Origin of the sequence: Photobacterium pectinilyticum (assembly GCF_024357955.1) — a bacterium.
GTDB classification, from domain to species: Bacteria; Pseudomonadota; Gammaproteobacteria; order Enterobacterales; family Vibrionaceae; genus Photobacterium; species Photobacterium pectinilyticum.
Genome location: NZ_JANEYT010000011.1, coordinates 77,423 through 93,019 on the forward strand (window position 1 = coordinate 77,423; position 15,597 = coordinate 93,019).

Below are 15,597 nucleotides of genomic sequence, written 5' to 3' on the forward strand. Positions count from 1 at the left end.
GGAATTTGGTGGGTCCGGGCGAACTCGAATCGCCGACCCCTACCATGTCAAGGTAGTACTCTAACCAACTGAGCTACGGACCCAAATTTTGTTCTTCTTAGTGGTTAAGTAAGAAGTTGGTACGACCGAGTGGATTCGAACCACCGACCCCCACCATGTCAAGGTGGTGCTCTAACCAGCTGAGCTACGGTCGTACTGTATCTTCAAAAGAAGATGGTGCGTCTGAGTGGATTCGAACCACCGACCCCCACCATGTCAAGGTGGTGCTCTAACCAGCTGAGCTACAGGCGCATATTGCGTTCTAGTAAAACTAGAAGTTGGTACGACCGAGTGGATTCGAACCACCGACCCCCACCATGTCAAGGTGGTGCTCTAACCAGCTGAGCTACGGTCGTACTATGTTCTCTCAGAGAACGAGGAGCATATTAGCGATTGATGATCCCTCGTGCAAGCCTTTGAGCAGGCTTTTTTAAGTTATGGTGACTGTTTGCTTATGCTTTGAGCGCGGCGGATTAATTTTCACCGTAATTGGGAATAAAAGTGTGATTTCAATCACTTTAATTCAATGGGACGCTCAGCGAATAGTTATGGATACAGTTAAGCCAGCATGTCATAGCAGTGACGAATGCTGGCTTAACTGTGATATTACCCAATAAAAAGAGTACTTAACTGACTGTGGCCTTTTCCGTATGCTCCAGCGTTGCGAATAGGTCGATGAACGATTGGCTGAGCTTATGATTAGGCAATAAGTGAATTAATGGCTGTTGGTGGTAATGGGATTCTTTCATTTTAATCGACAACGGCAGGTAAGGCTCCAGAATAGGTAAACCAATGTCCTTCAGATCTTCAATGATTTTTGCCGGAAACTTCGCTTGTGAATTGAACATATTGACAATAACACCTTCAACCTCAAGTTTGGGGTTATGGTCGTCGCGTAGTTCCGACACATTGTTGAGCAAGGTCATTAGAGCTTGCTGTGAAAAACTGTCGCAGTCAAATGGAATCAATAGCTTATGAGCACCAATTAAAGCGGCCTTACTGAAAAAATTCAAATTTGGTGGCGTATCAATATAAATACGATCATATTCCTTTTCCAATTCGTCTAGGGCATCACGCAGCTTGTATATTTTGTAGCGACGTTCCAGCTCAGATTCGATTTTTTCCAACTTTGGACTGGATGGAATTATATCTAAATTTTCGAAGGAAGTAGGTTGCGGATAGGATTTGATCGGCGTTGAAACAGAGAACCATCCGACGGTTTGGTTGAGCAATTCAGCAATATTATTGTCGTTGTCGGCATTGATATCAAAACCGAGGTAATGGCTACTATTTCCCTGAACATCTAAGTCGATCAGCAGTGTTTTATAGCCTTTAGCGGCACTGATGGCAGCGAGGTTGGCTGAAATGCTGGATTTTCCCACCCCACCTTTTTGATTGAAGACAACACGACGCATAATGCTTAAACCTACCTTGGTAACAATTTGGAAAAAGAATACATTAGCCTAATATGAGCTGCAATGCTTATTGTAGCAACTCATGATCAGGCGGTAACAGTCGAGAAATCCACAATATGAGCTTATGTTTCATGTTCGGACCATCTACTTTGTCTTCAGGAAGCGGTGTGATTTGCTTGAATTCAACCAGTAAGCGGTAAACACATTCGACTTTATCTTTCGATGAAACAGACTTGTCTAGATCATCAAACCCTTGTTTTTTAGCAAAGGACATGCCTAGCTCTAGTGCTTTTTTCAAAAGCTTTGGGTCGTTTTTGTTTTTCTTCATGTTAGGCTCCTTCAGATATTTATCGTTTCATCTTAGAGCCTGTTGACTTGCATTTATAGCAATACAGGACATTTCTTTGCACTAAGTCTGTGAATTTATATAAAGAGCGTAAACTAACGAACGCCGATTTTGATGTTGCAGCGTTTGAACGTTCGTTTCCAGAATTCAACATGTTGAAGCGTCGCCAGTCTAAAGTGTTCGTGTAAACTGCTGCCGAGGTATTGCTCATAATATAAAGTTAATGTGCTGCTCTCAGAGGGGGCGGGGGAGAGAAGCTTGATCAAGGCGGGCGAAATTTGTCTGTACTGGGAATCAAGTTCAGCAAGATACGGTTGAATTTCGTTGATGAAGAACGTGTAGAAAACATTGCTCATGTATTCGGCTTTTTGCTGGTTACGGTTTGGTCCACAGATGAGTGTTGTTTCATTCTGTTCGAGCATGCCGGTAATCGCTTCTAGCCACAATGTAGAGAGGTGCATTGAGTACATCAGTTGACCAAAATAATGGTGGGTGTGGAGTTGCTCTTGGTGATGTATCAGCCTATCAGCTTGTTTCTCTTCAATACTGGTATCTGCACGGATATGTTGTTGGATAAACGTTAAATAGTTAAACGCGCTCATGCTCTCATCGAACCCGTAGAAAGCATCATGTTCAAAGGGAGACCGATGTATTGTTAGTTGCTGCCGCCACTCTTTTTCTGTGGTGAGCATATTCCAGAGGTAGTTACTAATTTGGGTTTGCTTCTGCAGCTTAAAACCTTCCAGTAGAGGGAGAACGTCTGAGTTTTCAGGCAGTACTTTTTGGCAGTGGTTGAGACCACTTAAGAGTATGAGTTCGTAGCGAAGTTGACGCGTTTTGTCCTGCACCTTGCCGAGGATAGAGTTACGCTCGGCAATTAAATGAAATAATCCACACTTCCTTAGCTCGTAAGCATCCAGTAGATCAATTCGAATATCTTCGATAGGCAGTAATAACTCGCGAGGCTCAGGAAAAGCGTTGAGATCACTGCCATTAATGTTAATGGTAACCGGTGAGGTATCAAGGACGTTGGCTAACCTGGTGGTATAGGTTTCGAAGCTTCGTATTGTGGTATTGGGTTCACATCCAACTAAAACAAGAATAAGCAGTACGAAACCATAACGACAACATACTCGATGGGCCGGTTGCCAAAGGGATAAAAATAGAGATATGTGTGTAAATGTAAGCCGTGTCTGCATGCTAGCTAATCAGTACAAAGAGTATGATAAGTATACGCAGCAAAACAAAAAGGCGACCATAGACCGCCCTTAATTATTGAACTTGAAGTGCCTTATTGCTTATTGCAACGACATCTGAAGTTGTGCATCTTTATCTTGTTTTTGCACCCAAAACATACGGGATGCAAGCATAATTGCTGCTGAGGTTAAGCCTACAATATTACCGATCCAGAAACCGTGTGGCCCCATGGGTTCAACAAGCCAATCCGTCATACCTAGTACATAGCCAATTGGCAGCCCTAGGATCCAGTAAGCAATAAATGTACGAATAAATATGGCACGCATATCCTTATAGCCTCTCAGTGCGCCCGCAGCAACAACTTGGATGGCATCTGTACATTGATAAATAGCTGCGAGGAACAACAACTGACCAGCAATGAAAATGACTTCGCTGTTATTGGTGTACATCTGGGCAATAGGTTCACGTAATACAATGGTCAGTACTGCTGTTAGAGCAGCGACACAAAATGCCACAATCAAACCGCAGCGACTGGCGATTTTGGCTTCGGTGAAGTCTTGTCGTCCTAATAAATGACCGACTCGGATACTTAGTGCAGCCCCTAAACTCATAGGTATCATGAAAATCAGCGATGAAAAGTTACTGGCGACCTGGTGGGCGGCCACGATGGTTGAACCAAGCGGAGAGATCAGCAATGCGATAGCCGCGAAAAGAGAGACTTCAAAGAAAATTGAAGCAGCAACAGGAAAGCCCAAGCGGAATAAGCGAATAACAGCCTTGAATTCAGGTTTGTGCCAATGAGCGAAGATGCCGACATTACGTAACTTTTTGTTCAGTCGGATATACACCAGCATCGAGAAGAACATCAGCCAATAGACAATTGCGGTCGCGACACCACAGCCGACACCACCTAAAGCTGGGGCACCGAATTGACCATATACAAAAATCCAGTTAAGTGGAATATTGGCTGCAAGACCGATAAATCCGATCACCATGGCGGGCACGGTCATCGACACCCCTTCAGTGAAGCTCTTTAGGGTCTGGAAGAAAAGAAAGCCTGGTACCGCGAAAAGGACGGCAAAAAGGTAGCCATTGGTTTTTTCAGCCAAGGCTTCTTCAACGTCCATCATATCGATGAGGGTTCCCGCATTGTAGAGCACTAATATGATCGGAACAGAGATTAATGCGGCAAGTAAGAAGCCATGCTGAACCTCGAAAGGAATATTCTCACGTTTCCCTGATCCGTTCAGTGTCGCGACAATAGGTACAAGCGCAATAAGCAAGCCGACGCCGAATAGAATCGCGGGTAGCCAGATACTCGCAGCCACAGATACGGCGGCCATATCTGTGGCACTGACACCGCCAGCCATAACGGTATCAACGAACCCCATCGAGGTTTGTGCGACAGAAGCAATCAGTACGGGAATCGCAAGTTTGAGTAAATGGCGTGTTTCACGCCGGTAGTTATGCACAGATGCGCTCCAGAAAATAAGAGGGGAAACAACGCGGGAATTATAACGGTAAAGGGGACCGACACAATTCACATTGAATGAAAATATGTAAAATTATTACTTTATTCCTAAATTCATGAGCTTATGTCGGTGATTTTGCGCTTGCCCTGTTTGGCAAAGGATACATGTCAGGCGGTACTGGCGGTTGTTAGAGCATGAGTGCGCTCTTGATGGCGGACAGTGCAATTTAGCTTACTTTTTACCAAGTTAGTTTACTGTTAACATGCTGAAGTTAGCTTACCAGCAGGAGTTGTTATGTTTACCGGAATTGTTCAGGGTACAGCCGAAGTTATAGCCATCAATAAAAAAGAAGCGTTTCAAACCCACATTGTTCGCTTGTTTGGCAAAATGCGAGAAGGTTTGGAAATTAGTGCATCTGTTGCCCATAACGGTTGTTGTCTGACCGTGACGCAATTGGAGGGAGACAATGTTTCTTTTGATTTGATGCAAGAAACGTTAGCGGTAACAAATCTTGGTGAACTCAGTGTTGGTGATAGTGTCAATATTGAGCGTGCAGCAAAGTTTGGTGATGAAATTGGTGGTCATTCAATGTCTGGACACATTAACGTTGTGACCCAAATTGTTGATATTGAAGTCTCGCCAAATAACACCACGATTTGGTTTGAAATCCCTAGGTCATTCAATAAATATATATTAAGAAAGGGGTATATTGGCTTGGACGGTTGTTCGTTAACCATTGGAACGGTGGAAGATAATCGTTTTTGTGTGCACTTAATTCCTGAAACATTAGAACGAACACTATTTGGTGTAAAGCAGGTAGGCGCTAAAGTAAATATTGAAATCGACCCGCAAACTCAAGCAATCGTCGACACAGTAGAAAGGGTGCTAGCTGAAAGAGGTCTAGGATAAATATTCCAAGATACAATATATAAAAAAAACGCCCCGTTCTAAAGAGAATCCCCCCGACTTATTAGTAGGGGGATTTTGTTGCTTGGTATTTATTTATTGCAATTTAACCGGAGAGGAAAATTTAGAATATTTGCTCATCATCGGCATCGACAAATAAATTGATAGTTTTGTGTAAGTCATCAACTTGCATATTGAGATGAATGGCGTGACAACAAGCTGGACAGTCATCATAAAACTCTTGGCTGCCAGCACTAGCGTCAAGGGTTATATGGATGTTGTGGCCGCAATGCGGGCAGGCTACCGTCTGCTCTGTAAAGTTATTCATTGTGTACTCCTTGCAAACTTACGACAAGAATGGGCATCCATGTTGCAATCATTCCTGTGAACGCGACAGGTTTAGTTCAATGATTTAACTTTAGCGTTAAGCATTCGTTTTCGCCTCAAATTAACTATAAAGTTTGAAGTGCTAGAAAATTATGGAAAATAACGAAGAGGTAACGATCCGATATCGAAAAAAGACTGGACGGATAAATTTATGTTTTTTTTGAAAAAATAAATATTAGGTCAGAACAGGTACATTTTTGGTAAGAGTCTGTTGGGTGAAAAGGTACAAAAATTATAGTGGTTATATTTACGCCATTTTGAAAATGTGATGCATAAACAACAATGCAATAAATTGCTTATTTACTTCGAGTAACGAGTTAAGTTTTCGGTCGATAACATTTCCTTTCCGCTTTTTCCTGAACTGAGCTCATGATGCGGCTCCGAACTCTGCCATTAGGCGTAATGTTTAAAGCTGGAGCAGGTGTCTGCATCCAGCTTTATATTATATTTAGTGCGTAGTGCGGAAAGATGGTTATCTCAGCCCTAACTTTTCCATCATTTGCTCAGCTTGGGTGATATAGCTGCCACCAAACAAATTACAATGGTTGAGTACATGATACAGGTTGTAGAGTGTCTTACGTTCTTCATAACCATCATCTAACGGCCAGACTGACAGGTACCCTTCGTAGAAACTTGGTGGGAAGCCACCAAATAGTTCTGTCATAGCGATATCGCATTCACGATCTCCCCAGTAGCTGGCAGGATCAAAAATGATCGGTCCAGTAACGGTGAGGGCAGTATTGCCATGCCAAAGATCACCATGGAGCAATGAAGGTTTAGGCTGGTGATGGACAAGAAGATCGATCACTTTGCTGGTGATCGTGTCAATATTGCCAAAGTCGATGCCTTTTTCGGAGCAGAGTTGGAGCTGCCAGGCAATACGTTGTTCAGCAAAGAAGCGACACCATTTTCGGCACCATTGGTTGGGCTGTGGGGTTAATCCGATGTAGTTGTCGAGGTCAAATCCGTATTCCCCTTGTTCTCCCCAAGCGTGCATACGCGCCAGTTGTTCGCCAAGGGTATAAGCAGACTGATTATCAATGACTTTGGTCGGTAGATAATTGAGAACAATAAATGCCCGATCTTTACTTGCGCCAAGATGGACAAACTGCGGTACTTGAATGCAGTCCGTCTCGTTGAGCATCCTTAAGCTTTCTGCTTCTGTTTCGAAGGTAACAAGCCGCTCGCGGTCGTTAAGTTTGACGAAGTAACGTTCGTTACCGTCTCCGATGCAGTAGCACTCATTAATGTCACCGCCTTCAAGAGCTTCCTTTTCGCTGATTTTGAACGGTCTATCCAATACCTCAGAAAGTTGGTGAGAAATTGCTTGCCACATAGCATCCTCCACGACACATCAATATGCAGTTGGGCTCGTTGCCTCTTCAACATAGTAGTCTATTTATTGAACAAATAACTGGGTATTTATCAAGGTTTTAAAGATCGAGCCACAAATTCGGGCGCCAAAATCAAGGTTTAATTTTTCAACGACCTGATAAGACTCCTCTTTGTTGTATTTAGCTGATTCGTAAAAGGGCCTTGAAATGTATTTATCTTTTATTGAGTTGGAGATTCATCAAGCGCTTCCCCGGTATACATAAGGTACTCGATGCAAAGCGAATAGAATGCATTCGCCTGTGGTGAGATAGTCCGGTCGCTAAGGCGGAAAATACCTATATTCCGCTTGAGCGGTGGGTCGATAAGCGGTCGCCAGACAAGCTTGGTTTCGTTGGTCGGGAAGGCCAGCTTGGGCAAGGTAGTGATACCGATACCTAGCTCCAAGACTGAGAATAACGAAGTAATATTCTCTACAGAATAGAGTGCTTTTTCACTGAGTACCCGGGCTGGGGTGGGTTCTAACAGCGTACAGGTTCCATTGCGAATAAAAGGTTGTTTGAGCAAGGCTTCCCAACTGATCCCCTCTTCAGACTTCGCTAACGGGTTGTCTTGCAGGCAGACCACACCGAGTGGGTCTGAGAGCAGTGGAGTAAAAGAAATCGCTTTATAATCAAATTGCGAGCAATTTCCTAAGGCCAAATCCACTTCTCCCGCCAGTAGCCGGGCTTCGACACCAGCGGCATTATCATCTATCAAGCTGACTTCGACTTTGGGGTAGCGTTCACAAAATGTGGCCAAAACGCTGGGAATGAGTTTCGCAGCCACTGAAGGAACACATGCAATCCGTACTTTTCCTTGTTGGCCAGAGGCAATGGCTTTTAGATCATTATCAAGATCATTATAAATGTTGAGAAACTGGGTGATTTTAGGGTAGGAGATTTTACCGAATGGAGTGAGCTGAGCTTTATGACCGGTCTCAAACAGTGTTTGCCCCAACGTTCGCTCCAGCTCTTTAACTGAACTAGAAAGTGCCGCTTGCGACCTGTTTGCGCGTTTTGCAGCAGCGCGAAACCCGCCTTCTTCGACCACCATCACAAAATGGATCATTTGCTGAAGCTTAATTCCCATGCTCGCCTCCTTTTGAGCCCTGTAATCATCATGCCTGAAACCAAGTGTTAAATAAAATCTATCAATTGTAAAAAATTAACCGTTAGATATATCAGTGTAGGTAGTGCATGATTTAACCAGCCTGAAACACTTTGATTACAAAGAGAGTTAAATGTGATCCGTACAGATGAAAAGCAAGCTGTTAAGACCTCCCTTTTTGCGTCGAAAGCGCCGCTTGAGTGGGCTATCACGCACAATGGAACACTCTATACCGCGCAGATCCCGATAGATCAAAGCGGCGCAGTCGTTGAAGGAGGGATCGACGCTCAGACTCGCCAGACATTGGACAACTTGGTTCACACCTTGGAGTGCGCCGGTGAGTCGTTAGATTCTGTGCTACAGGTGCTGATCTACGTGACGGATCGCGAGTATCTCGCCACAGTTAATAAACTTTACGCTGAATATTTCAATGCCCCATATCCCAATCGTGCTGCCATGGTCGTCGCCGGGCTGGCACGGGAAGATATGTTAGTTGAGCTAGTGGTTTACGCCGCAGTGAAGGAATAAGGAAGTGATGATGACAATTAAAGCAGAGCAATCTCTCTATATCGCTGGGGAATGGCAATCTGGCCAGCATACTGTGGCTAACATTAACCCATCGGACATTAGCCAGAACCTGGGGTATTTTGCCCAAGCCAGTCAAGCACAGGTATTGCAGGCAATTGCTGCGGCCAACAATGCTCAACCTGAGTGGGAAAAGACACCTTTAGAGCGTAAGTTAGCGGTACTGCAAGCTATTGGTGATGAGCTTATTGCCCGTTGTGATGAGCTAGGGCGTTTACTTTCAAGCGAAGAAGGCAAACCTTTTGCAGAAGGTCGCGGTGAAATTTACCGTGCCGGTCAGTTCTTTCAATACTATGCCGCAGAAGTATTGCGTCAGGTGGGCGATAACGCCGCGTCTGTACGTCCGGGCGTTTCTGTTGAGGTAACCCGCGAAGCCGTGGGGACTGTGGCTATTATTTCACCTTGGAACTTCCCGACAGCGACAGCGGCTTGGAAAATTGCCCCAGCTTTGGCATTTGGTAACAGCGTGATTTGGAAGCCCGCCAATCTGACCCCGGCCAGTGCAGTTGCGCTAACCGACATCATCGCCCGGCAAGACCTGCCAGCAGGCACATTTAACCTTGTATTAGGCAGCGGTGCTGAGGTCGGCGATACATTGATTAATTCAACGCAAATCCAAGCGGTGAGTTTTACCGGATCGGTGGATACTGGCCGTAAAGTGGCTGCTGCTACTGCGCCGAACTTTGTTCGTTGTCAGCTAGAGATGGGCAGTAAGAACGCGCTTATCATTGCTGATGATGCCGATATTCATACCGCTGTGGAAGCCACTATTGCTGGCTCATATTCTGGCGCGGGTCAGAAATGCACGGCCTCATCGCGCTTGGTCGTGATGGATAGCATTCATGATGCTTACGTAGAGGCGCTAATCAAACGCATGAGCGAGCTAAAAGTGGGTCATGCTTTGGAAGAGGGTGTCTTTATGGGACCAGTGGTTGACAGCAAGCAGCTGGAAGCCAACTTGGGCTGGGTAGAAACAGTCCGACAAAGTGGTGCTGAGTTAGCTGTTGGTGGCGAGCGTTTGAGCCTGAAACATGACGGTTACTATATGTCACCTACGCTGTTCCTCGATACTCAAAACAGCTGGGAAGTAAATCAAGAAGAAGTTTTTGCCCCGATGGCCTGTGTTATCAAGGTATCGGATCTGGACGAGGCTATTGCAACCGCTAACGATACCCGCTTTGGCCTGACAGGCGGCATTATCACCCAAAGCCTGCGCACCAGCGCATTGTTCAAAGAGCAGATCCAAACCGGTTGTGCGATGGTGAACTTGCCAACTGCCGGAACGGATTATCACGTACCGTTCGGTGGCCGTAAACAGTCAAGTTTTGGCCCTCGTGAACAAGGCCAGTATGCCAAAGAGTTCTACACCGTTGTGAAAACGGCGTACCAGCGTCCTTACTAAGGAGTGGCCTATGTATCAGCAGCAAATAGTCATTGATGGGTTGCAGTACTGTCACTGGGATCGTGAATATTTCCAAACGCTGAAAGCAAGTGGGATCCATGCGGTTCATGCCACCTTGGTGTATCACGAGAATGCACGAGAAACGCTAACCCGCTTTGCCGAATGGAACCTGTTATTCGAGAAAAATGCGGATTTAATTATACCCGTGATGTCGATGGCAGATGTCGAAGCGGCAAAAGCACAAGGTAAAGTCGGAGTCTTGTTTGGGGCGCAAAACTGCTCGCCGATTGATGATGAAATTGGCTTAGTTGAAGTGATGCGTCGTCAGGGCTTATTGATTATGCAGTTGACCTATAACAACCAAAGCCTGCTGGCGACAGGTTGTTATGAGCAAAACGACAACGGTGTGACCCGTTTTGGTAAGCAGGTTATTGATGAAATGAATCGTGTCGGCATGGTCATTGATATGTCGCACAGTGCTGAGCGTTCGACGCTGGAGGCGATAGATTTATCTTCAAGGCCGATCTGTATTAGCCATGCTAATCTGACGTTTGCTCATGATGCGCTGCGTAATAAATCTGATACGGTTATCAAGGCATTAACTAACCGTGGTGGTTTACTTGGCTTTAGCTTGTACCCGTTCCACTTGCCAAATGGCAGTCAGTGCTCATTGGAAGACTTCTGCCAAGTGGTTGCCCGTACTGCTGATATGGTCGGGGTCGAACATTTGGGGATCGGTAGTGACTTGTGCCTGAACCAGCCACAGTCAGTGTTGGAGTGGATGCGTAATGGCCGTTGGTCGAAAGCGATGGATTATGGTGAGGGTTCGGCCGGTAATTCAGGCTGGCCTGATGCTTTACCTTGGTTTAGCGGTAGTCGTGGGATGGAAAACATCTACAACGGGCTGATCAAGACTGGATTCAATGAAGCGGAAGCAGGCCAGATCATTGGGGGTAACTGGTTCAACTTCTTGCAGAGCGGCCTACAGTCTGCGGAGTAAGAACAGAAAGGGCCTATCACTCCTATAATCTCAAGGGCCCGTTTGCTTTCTTCGGCGAAAGCAAATTGATCTTAGTTAAGCTATTTATTCATTTATTCCAGACAAATCCACTCACAGCTGGAGACACTTGATGTCTGACCTCACGAATACAATAAAGCCAGAAGCAACCAACACTGGATCTTTACAATCAGAGAAAAACAAACATGAATCCTTGATCGATAAATTGGGTGTTAACAATCCTGTTCTGTGGCTAAGCGGCGGATTTATAGCACTTTTTGTCGCGCTGGCGATATTTGACCACGAATTACTTTCCACTATTGTCAACACGGGTTTTTCATGGGCGGTGAAATACTTCGGCCCGTACTGGCAAATATTGCTGTTAATGACTTTCTTATTAGCCATCGCTTTAGCTGTAGGTAGAACAGGGCAAGTTAGGCTGGGTAATTTAGATAAACCAGAAATAGATGCTTTCCGCTGGATTGCAATACTGCTCTGTACCTTACTAGCGGGTGGTGGGGTATTTTGGGCTGCGGCTGAGCCAATAGCTCATTTTGTTAGTGCGCCACCTTTATATGGTGAGGGGGCGACGCCATGGCAGCAGGCCATTAACAGCCTGTCGCAATCTTTCATGCATTGGGGATTTTTGGCTTGGTCGATTACAGGCTGCTTGACGTCTATCGTGTTCATGCACCTGCATTATGATAAAGGTCTACCGCTGAGGCCTCGTACCTTGCTTTATCCTTTATTGGGTGAGCGTGCGCTGAAAGGTGGCATTGGTGCCACTATCGATGCATGCTGCATTATTGCCGTGGCAGCCGGTACCATCGGACCTATCGGCTTTCTGGGTTTGCAGATCAGTTATGCCCTTAATGTGTTGTTTGCTATTCCTGATGGCTTTACCACCCAGTTAATCATCATATTGTTTGCCATCACTATTTATACCATTTCTGCTCTGAGTGGTTTGAATCGAGGCATTCAAATTCTCAGTCGCTGGAACATTATTCTGGCTGTCGGTCTGATGGCTTACATTTTGTTGGTCGGCCCAACAAGCTTTATTGTCAATGGTTACCTGCAAGGAGTGGGTACCATGCTGGACAACTTTATACCAATGTCTACTTACCGTGGTGATGAAGGTTGGTTAAGTTGGTGGACTGTCTTTTTTTGGGGTTGGTTCCTCGGCTACGGCCCGATGATGGCTATTTTTATCTCGCGTATATCCCGTGGACGTACGATCCGCCAATTGGTATTGACTCTTGGTGTGATTGCACCTTTGGTGACTTGTTTTTGGTTTACCATCGTCGGTGGTACTGGGGTGGCCTTTGAAATTGCCGACCCAGGCACAGTCAGTAAAGGGTTCGAAGGCTTTAATTTGCCTGGTGCTTTATTGGCTATCACTCAGCAACTGCCTTTCCCGACAATTGTATCGCTCCTGTTCCTGATACTGACAACCATTTTTATTGTCACTACCGGTGACTCAATGACCTATACCATCAGTGTGGTGATCAGCGGAGAAACTGAACCTAATGCCTTTATCCGTTCTTTCTGGGGCGTAATGATGGGTTTGATTGCCTTAATTTTGATTTCCCTTGGTTCCGGTGGGGTGTCGGCCCTGCAATCTTTTATCGTTATTACTGCCGTACCGGTATCGCTGATTTTACTGCCGTCGCTATGGGATGCACCGAAAATTGCGATGAAGATGGCCAAAGAGCAAGGGGTTTAATACCAAGCGTTATAAGTACTTATTCTAGATAGATATAGATCCATCATGCCTCGAAAGGGGCATGAAAAACAGCAGCTAATATATGAGTAACATTCCCGGGCGGTAGTTGGACGCCTATAACCAGAAACATAATTATAAAATTGATGGTGAGCAATATGGATGCACATCGTTCCTTGAAATCTGATGACACTCTACGTCAACCAGAAGTCGTTATGGCGCCTGAAAGGTTGGGGGCTATGCACCAAAACCGTATTAGTTTTGTTCGTTACTTGGTTCGTCAAATGGCCCAAAAAAACTGGCAGGTTAATCAACATGATTGGCAATTGTCGCCTGAAGGTTATGGCTACGCTATCTACCGGCTTGAAACACAAGAAAACCAATATCATCTTGTGGTGTTCTGTGACGAAATCAGTGACGAAGAACGCAACGATCGTGTGATTGCCGAAAAGTGGGACGTGACGCTCGCCTTGGTTCATGGTGAAGTCACTCCGCAACTGCTAGCGCAACTTCAAGCAAATGTGCCTTTGCAGGAGGCCGGTCGCAATCCAAACCGTGCCTTGGTATTGGCACGTGCCAACAAGAGTGTGCGGGTGTTCGATCACCTAGTTTCGAGCCTTGCCCAAGGCCAACAACCTGATCCGCAACAGTTAGCAAATGTTGGCTATATTCTGCGCACGACGGCGGTGTATGGTAACGGCAAGTTTGGTATTGCAGATTTCAAATTGCTGGAAGACAACCCAGATTTTAACCAGTCTTTCAGTGCCCAGATGTGTGCAGTTTATTTGCTACGTGAATTTAGCTTGGATTGGGTCGATTACCTAGCCAAGCAGCGCGGTGGAGAAATAGCTGTATCTCTTCACCGTTCGTTGCAGCGTTATCTTGGTGTGGGTAATGCAACGGGATTGGGTATGGCACCATATCTGATCAATCACCCTTGTATCGTTGATAATTGGATGACTACTCGTGAAGAAGCATTAGCAGAGATCTTGAGTCAGCCATTTGATGAAACCAAAGTCATTGTATTATGCCAACTGCTTGCGCAGGCCAAGACTCACCTTTCCCAGGTAGTAACGAGTGATGAACATCAGCGTGAGTTGAACAAGCTGGCAGTAGAGGAGTTGGTGATCTTCCGCAATATAGTTACAGGCTTGGCGGTTGATCAGACTCCGGATTGGCAGGCTGTTGTCGCCCAATCTCAGGCAATGAGTTTGGAAACGCAGGAAATCCTCCTTTCTTGTGTGATGGAGCTTTACCCTGACATTGCCGATTCATATCAAGATAAAATGAACGGTGATGAAACTTTGTCACTGACCAGTGGTAAGAAAGTACAAGATCTCATACAGCTGCTTGAAAGCAGGTATCGCTGGGCCATTGAAACGGATTTTCAACAACCAGAGAACAATTACTGGTTCTGGTATCGCTCACAAGATAAAGAGGAGCCCCGACTTGGAGTGCGTGGAGTAGAAGCTGGGGAGGAGCGTGAGCTGCCTTTGGATATTGGTCGTCAGGTATACTGTTTATATGGTGCTTTGCTTAAGGCCGATTCTGAACACACTCTTGCTGAGTTCTTATTATCAAATCCTGAGTATCGTGGTATTGCAAAGCGGGCCTGGACACTTGGCAACAAAGTGATGGGTGACATCCAGATGAACGTACTGCACAAGGCTTCACTTCCTATGCACCTGCTACGCTGCAAGTTAGCTGTATTCGGTGCGACGAAATTCGACCCGCGCTCAGATCGTTGGGTTCAAGTGACTTTTTTCCAAGGTGCGCCACTTTTGGATGAAATCCACGATGGCGGATGGTTATTTCCTATTCTGCCATCGGCACAAGAGCTAGCAGGAGAGGCAAAATGATTGTATCCCATAACGAGCTTGTCACTGCTGTTTACAAGGCATTTTTAGGATTACGCCGTTGTTGTGGTGAAGCGGATGTCATTGCCAATATGGTGGCTGATTTGCAGATGGTCGGCCTTAATGGTGTTGGACACTTTAATAAGGCGCTCCCTTATCTTGCCGGCGAAAAAGATGGCCCGATCACATTAACTAAGCCAGCCTCTGACCGTATTGATGTCGATATGCATGGTTCCAGCTTGGTTTGTCATTTACCTAACATCCTTGATTATGCTGTTGAGCAATTGGTACACACTAAGTCATTAACCATCCATGTCCGCCATTGCCATAACCGTTGGCTCGCTTACAGCGAGTTGGTTAAGTTAGCGGCCAAAGGTCTAGCATGCAAAGCACAATGGAAAAATGGCTCTGATGCCAAGCAGACACGTTACATATTGAATAAGGGCTGTGTGTTCCCAGAGCTGTTTCAGTCTGAGGAAGTAACTAGTAGCGATGAAAGCCATCATGACATGATAATTGAATTGTCGGTTGCTGATTTCAGCGTGTCTTCATCGGGTGTTACTGGTTTTGTTCGACTTGACTCAACAAGCTTGCGGGATACTTATGTCACGGCGTGGAAAGAAGGCATTGAGGTTGACGACGTTGGCTGGCAACAGCTTAAGCAAGCAGCAAAGGTATTCTTGGTTGAAAACAGTGAAACATCGGCCAAAGGTGCTGGAGAGCTGATTGTGTAATTAGCGACTCAAGAATAAAGAAAACGCCCCTTATTGAATCTTAATAAGGGGCGTTTTTAT

14 protein-coding genes and 4 tRNA genes are annotated in these 15,597 nt (G+C 45.5%); 7 read left to right on the forward strand and 11 right to left on the reverse strand.

Features of this window, described 5'->3' with window-relative positions; all coding sequences use genetic code 11:
* Window positions 1–6: 6 nt before the first annotated feature.
* From NHN17_RS07135 to NHN17_RS07170, 8 genes are all read right to left on the reverse strand, one after another.
* Window positions 7–83 (reverse strand) — tRNA-Val (locus NHN17_RS07135).
* A 34-nt stretch (window positions 84–117) separates the two neighbouring features.
* Window positions 118–194 (reverse strand) — tRNA-Val (locus NHN17_RS07140).
* A gap of 20 nt (window positions 195–214) precedes the next feature.
* A tRNA-Val gene (locus tag NHN17_RS07145) sits at window positions 215–291 on the reverse strand.
* A gap of 27 nt (window positions 292–318) precedes the next feature.
* A tRNA-Val gene (locus tag NHN17_RS07150) sits at window positions 319–395 on the reverse strand.
* Window positions 396–665: 270 nt separating this feature from the next.
* Complete coding sequence (locus NHN17_RS07155; RefSeq protein ID WP_255041516.1) at window positions 666–1,454, reverse strand: ParA family protein; 789 nt, start codon at window positions 1,452–1,454, stop codon at window positions 666–668.
* 67 nt (window positions 1,455–1,521) lie between these two features.
* Window positions 1,522–1,782 carry a DUF5062 family protein gene (locus NHN17_RS07160; protein ID WP_255041517.1) on the reverse strand — a complete coding sequence of 87 codons (261 nt, stop codon included), beginning with the start codon at window positions 1,780–1,782 and terminating at the stop codon, window positions 1,522–1,524.
* A 113-nt stretch (window positions 1,783–1,895) separates the two neighbouring features.
* Complete coding sequence (locus tag NHN17_RS07165; protein ID WP_255041518.1) at window positions 1,896–2,999, reverse strand: DUF3080 domain-containing protein; 1,104 nt, start codon at window positions 2,997–2,999, stop codon at window positions 1,896–1,898.
* Between the two features lie 99 nt (window positions 3,000–3,098).
* Complete coding sequence (locus tag NHN17_RS07170; RefSeq protein ID WP_255041520.1) at window positions 3,099–4,469, reverse strand: MATE family efflux transporter; 1,371 nt, start codon at window positions 4,467–4,469, stop codon at window positions 3,099–3,101.
* A gap of 294 nt (window positions 4,470–4,763) precedes the next feature.
* Here NHN17_RS07170 and NHN17_RS07175 point away from each other — a divergent pair, with 294 nt between their 5' ends.
* Entirely contained in the window at window positions 4,764–5,378 is a 615-nt protein-coding gene (locus NHN17_RS07175; RefSeq protein WP_255041522.1) for a riboflavin synthase subunit alpha, read from the forward strand.
* 121 nt (window positions 5,379–5,499) lie between these two features.
* Here NHN17_RS07175 and NHN17_RS07180 read toward each other — a convergent pair whose 3' ends face one another.
* The 3 genes from NHN17_RS07180 to NHN17_RS07190 all read right to left on the reverse strand — a co-directional run bounded on the left by NHN17_RS07180 (window position 5,500) and on the right by NHN17_RS07190 (window position 8,225).
* Complete coding sequence (locus NHN17_RS07180; protein ID WP_107348212.1) at window positions 5,500–5,703, reverse strand: CPXCG motif-containing cysteine-rich protein; 204 nt, start codon at window positions 5,701–5,703, stop codon at window positions 5,500–5,502.
* Window positions 5,704–6,234: 531 nt separating this feature from the next.
* Window positions 6,235–7,098, reverse strand: a complete 864-nt coding sequence (locus tag NHN17_RS07185; protein ID WP_255041524.1) for a fructosamine kinase family protein — start codon at window positions 7,096–7,098, stop codon at window positions 6,235–6,237.
* A gap of 218 nt (window positions 7,099–7,316) precedes the next feature.
* Complete coding sequence (locus NHN17_RS07190; protein ID WP_255041525.1) at window positions 7,317–8,225, reverse strand: LysR family transcriptional regulator; 909 nt, start codon at window positions 8,223–8,225, stop codon at window positions 7,317–7,319.
* Between the two features lie 153 nt (window positions 8,226–8,378).
* Between NHN17_RS07190 and NHN17_RS07195 the strand changes: the two genes are divergently transcribed.
* The 6 genes from NHN17_RS07195 to NHN17_RS07220 all read left to right on the forward strand — a co-directional run bounded on the left by NHN17_RS07195 (window position 8,379) and on the right by NHN17_RS07220 (window position 15,537).
* A complete protein-coding gene (locus tag NHN17_RS07195) occupies window positions 8,379–8,771 on the forward strand; it encodes a RidA family protein (protein ID WP_255041526.1) in 393 nt (130 codons plus the stop codon).
* 7 nt (window positions 8,772–8,778) lie between these two features.
* Window positions 8,779–10,230 (forward strand): aldehyde dehydrogenase family protein, encoded by a 1,452-nt coding sequence (locus tag NHN17_RS07200; RefSeq protein WP_255041527.1) that lies wholly within the window; start codon window positions 8,779–8,781, stop codon window positions 10,228–10,230.
* Between the two features lie 10 nt (window positions 10,231–10,240).
* Entirely contained in the window at window positions 10,241–11,230 is a 990-nt protein-coding gene (locus tag NHN17_RS07205) for a membrane dipeptidase (protein WP_255041529.1), read from the forward strand.
* A 130-nt stretch (window positions 11,231–11,360) separates the two neighbouring features.
* Window positions 11,361–12,950 (forward strand): BCCT family transporter, encoded by a 1,590-nt coding sequence (locus NHN17_RS07210; RefSeq protein ID WP_255041530.1) that lies wholly within the window; start codon window positions 11,361–11,363, stop codon window positions 12,948–12,950.
* 155 nt (window positions 12,951–13,105) lie between these two features.
* Window positions 13,106–14,806, forward strand: a complete 1,701-nt coding sequence (locus NHN17_RS07215) for a hypothetical protein (RefSeq protein WP_255041531.1) — start codon at window positions 13,106–13,108, stop codon at window positions 14,804–14,806.
* The gene (locus tag NHN17_RS07220; protein WP_255041532.1) at window positions 14,803–15,537 is read left to right on the forward strand and encodes a DUF3726 domain-containing protein; all 735 of its coding nucleotides are present in this window, start codon (window positions 14,803–14,805) and stop codon (window positions 15,535–15,537) included. Before NHN17_RS07215 ends, NHN17_RS07220 begins: the two co-directional genes overlap by 4 nt.
* The last annotated feature ends 60 nt before the right edge of the window (window positions 15,538–15,597 follow it).

Excerpts from the sequence above, each read along its gene's own strand:
- NHN17_RS07155 (WP_255041516.1), bottom strand. The coding sequence starts at position 1,454 with ATGCGTCGTGTTGTCTTCAATCAAAAAGGTGGGGTGGGAAAATCCAGC.
- NHN17_RS07160 (WP_255041517.1), bottom strand. The coding sequence starts at position 1,782 with ATGAAGAAAAACAAAAACGACCCAAAGCTTTTGAAAAAAGCACTAGAG.
- NHN17_RS07165 (WP_255041518.1), bottom strand. The coding sequence starts at position 2,999 with ATGCAGACACGGCTTACATTTACACACATATCTCTATTTTTATCCCTT.
- NHN17_RS07175 (WP_255041522.1), top strand. The coding sequence starts at position 4,764 with ATGTTTACCGGAATTGTTCAGGGTACAGCCGAAGTTATAGCCATCAAT.
- NHN17_RS07180 (WP_107348212.1), bottom strand. The coding sequence starts at position 5,703 with ATGAATAACTTTACAGAGCAGACGGTAGCCTGCCCGCATTGCGGCCAC.
- NHN17_RS07185 (WP_255041524.1), bottom strand. The coding sequence starts at position 7,098 with ATGTGGCAAGCAATTTCTCACCAACTTTCTGAGGTATTGGATAGACCG.
- NHN17_RS07190 (WP_255041525.1), bottom strand. The coding sequence starts at position 8,225 with ATGGGAATTAAGCTTCAGCAAATGATCCATTTTGTGATGGTGGTCGAA.
- NHN17_RS07200 (WP_255041527.1), top strand. The coding sequence starts at position 8,779 with ATGATGACAATTAAAGCAGAGCAATCTCTCTATATCGCTGGGGAATGG.
- NHN17_RS07205 (WP_255041529.1), top strand. The coding sequence starts at position 10,241 with ATGTATCAGCAGCAAATAGTCATTGATGGGTTGCAGTACTGTCACTGG.
- NHN17_RS07210 (WP_255041530.1), top strand. The coding sequence starts at position 11,361 with ATGTCTGACCTCACGAATACAATAAAGCCAGAAGCAACCAACACTGGA.
- NHN17_RS07215 (WP_255041531.1), top strand. The coding sequence starts at position 13,106 with ATGGATGCACATCGTTCCTTGAAATCTGATGACACTCTACGTCAACCA.
- NHN17_RS07220 (WP_255041532.1), top strand. The coding sequence starts at position 14,803 with ATGATTGTATCCCATAACGAGCTTGTCACTGCTGTTTACAAGGCATTT.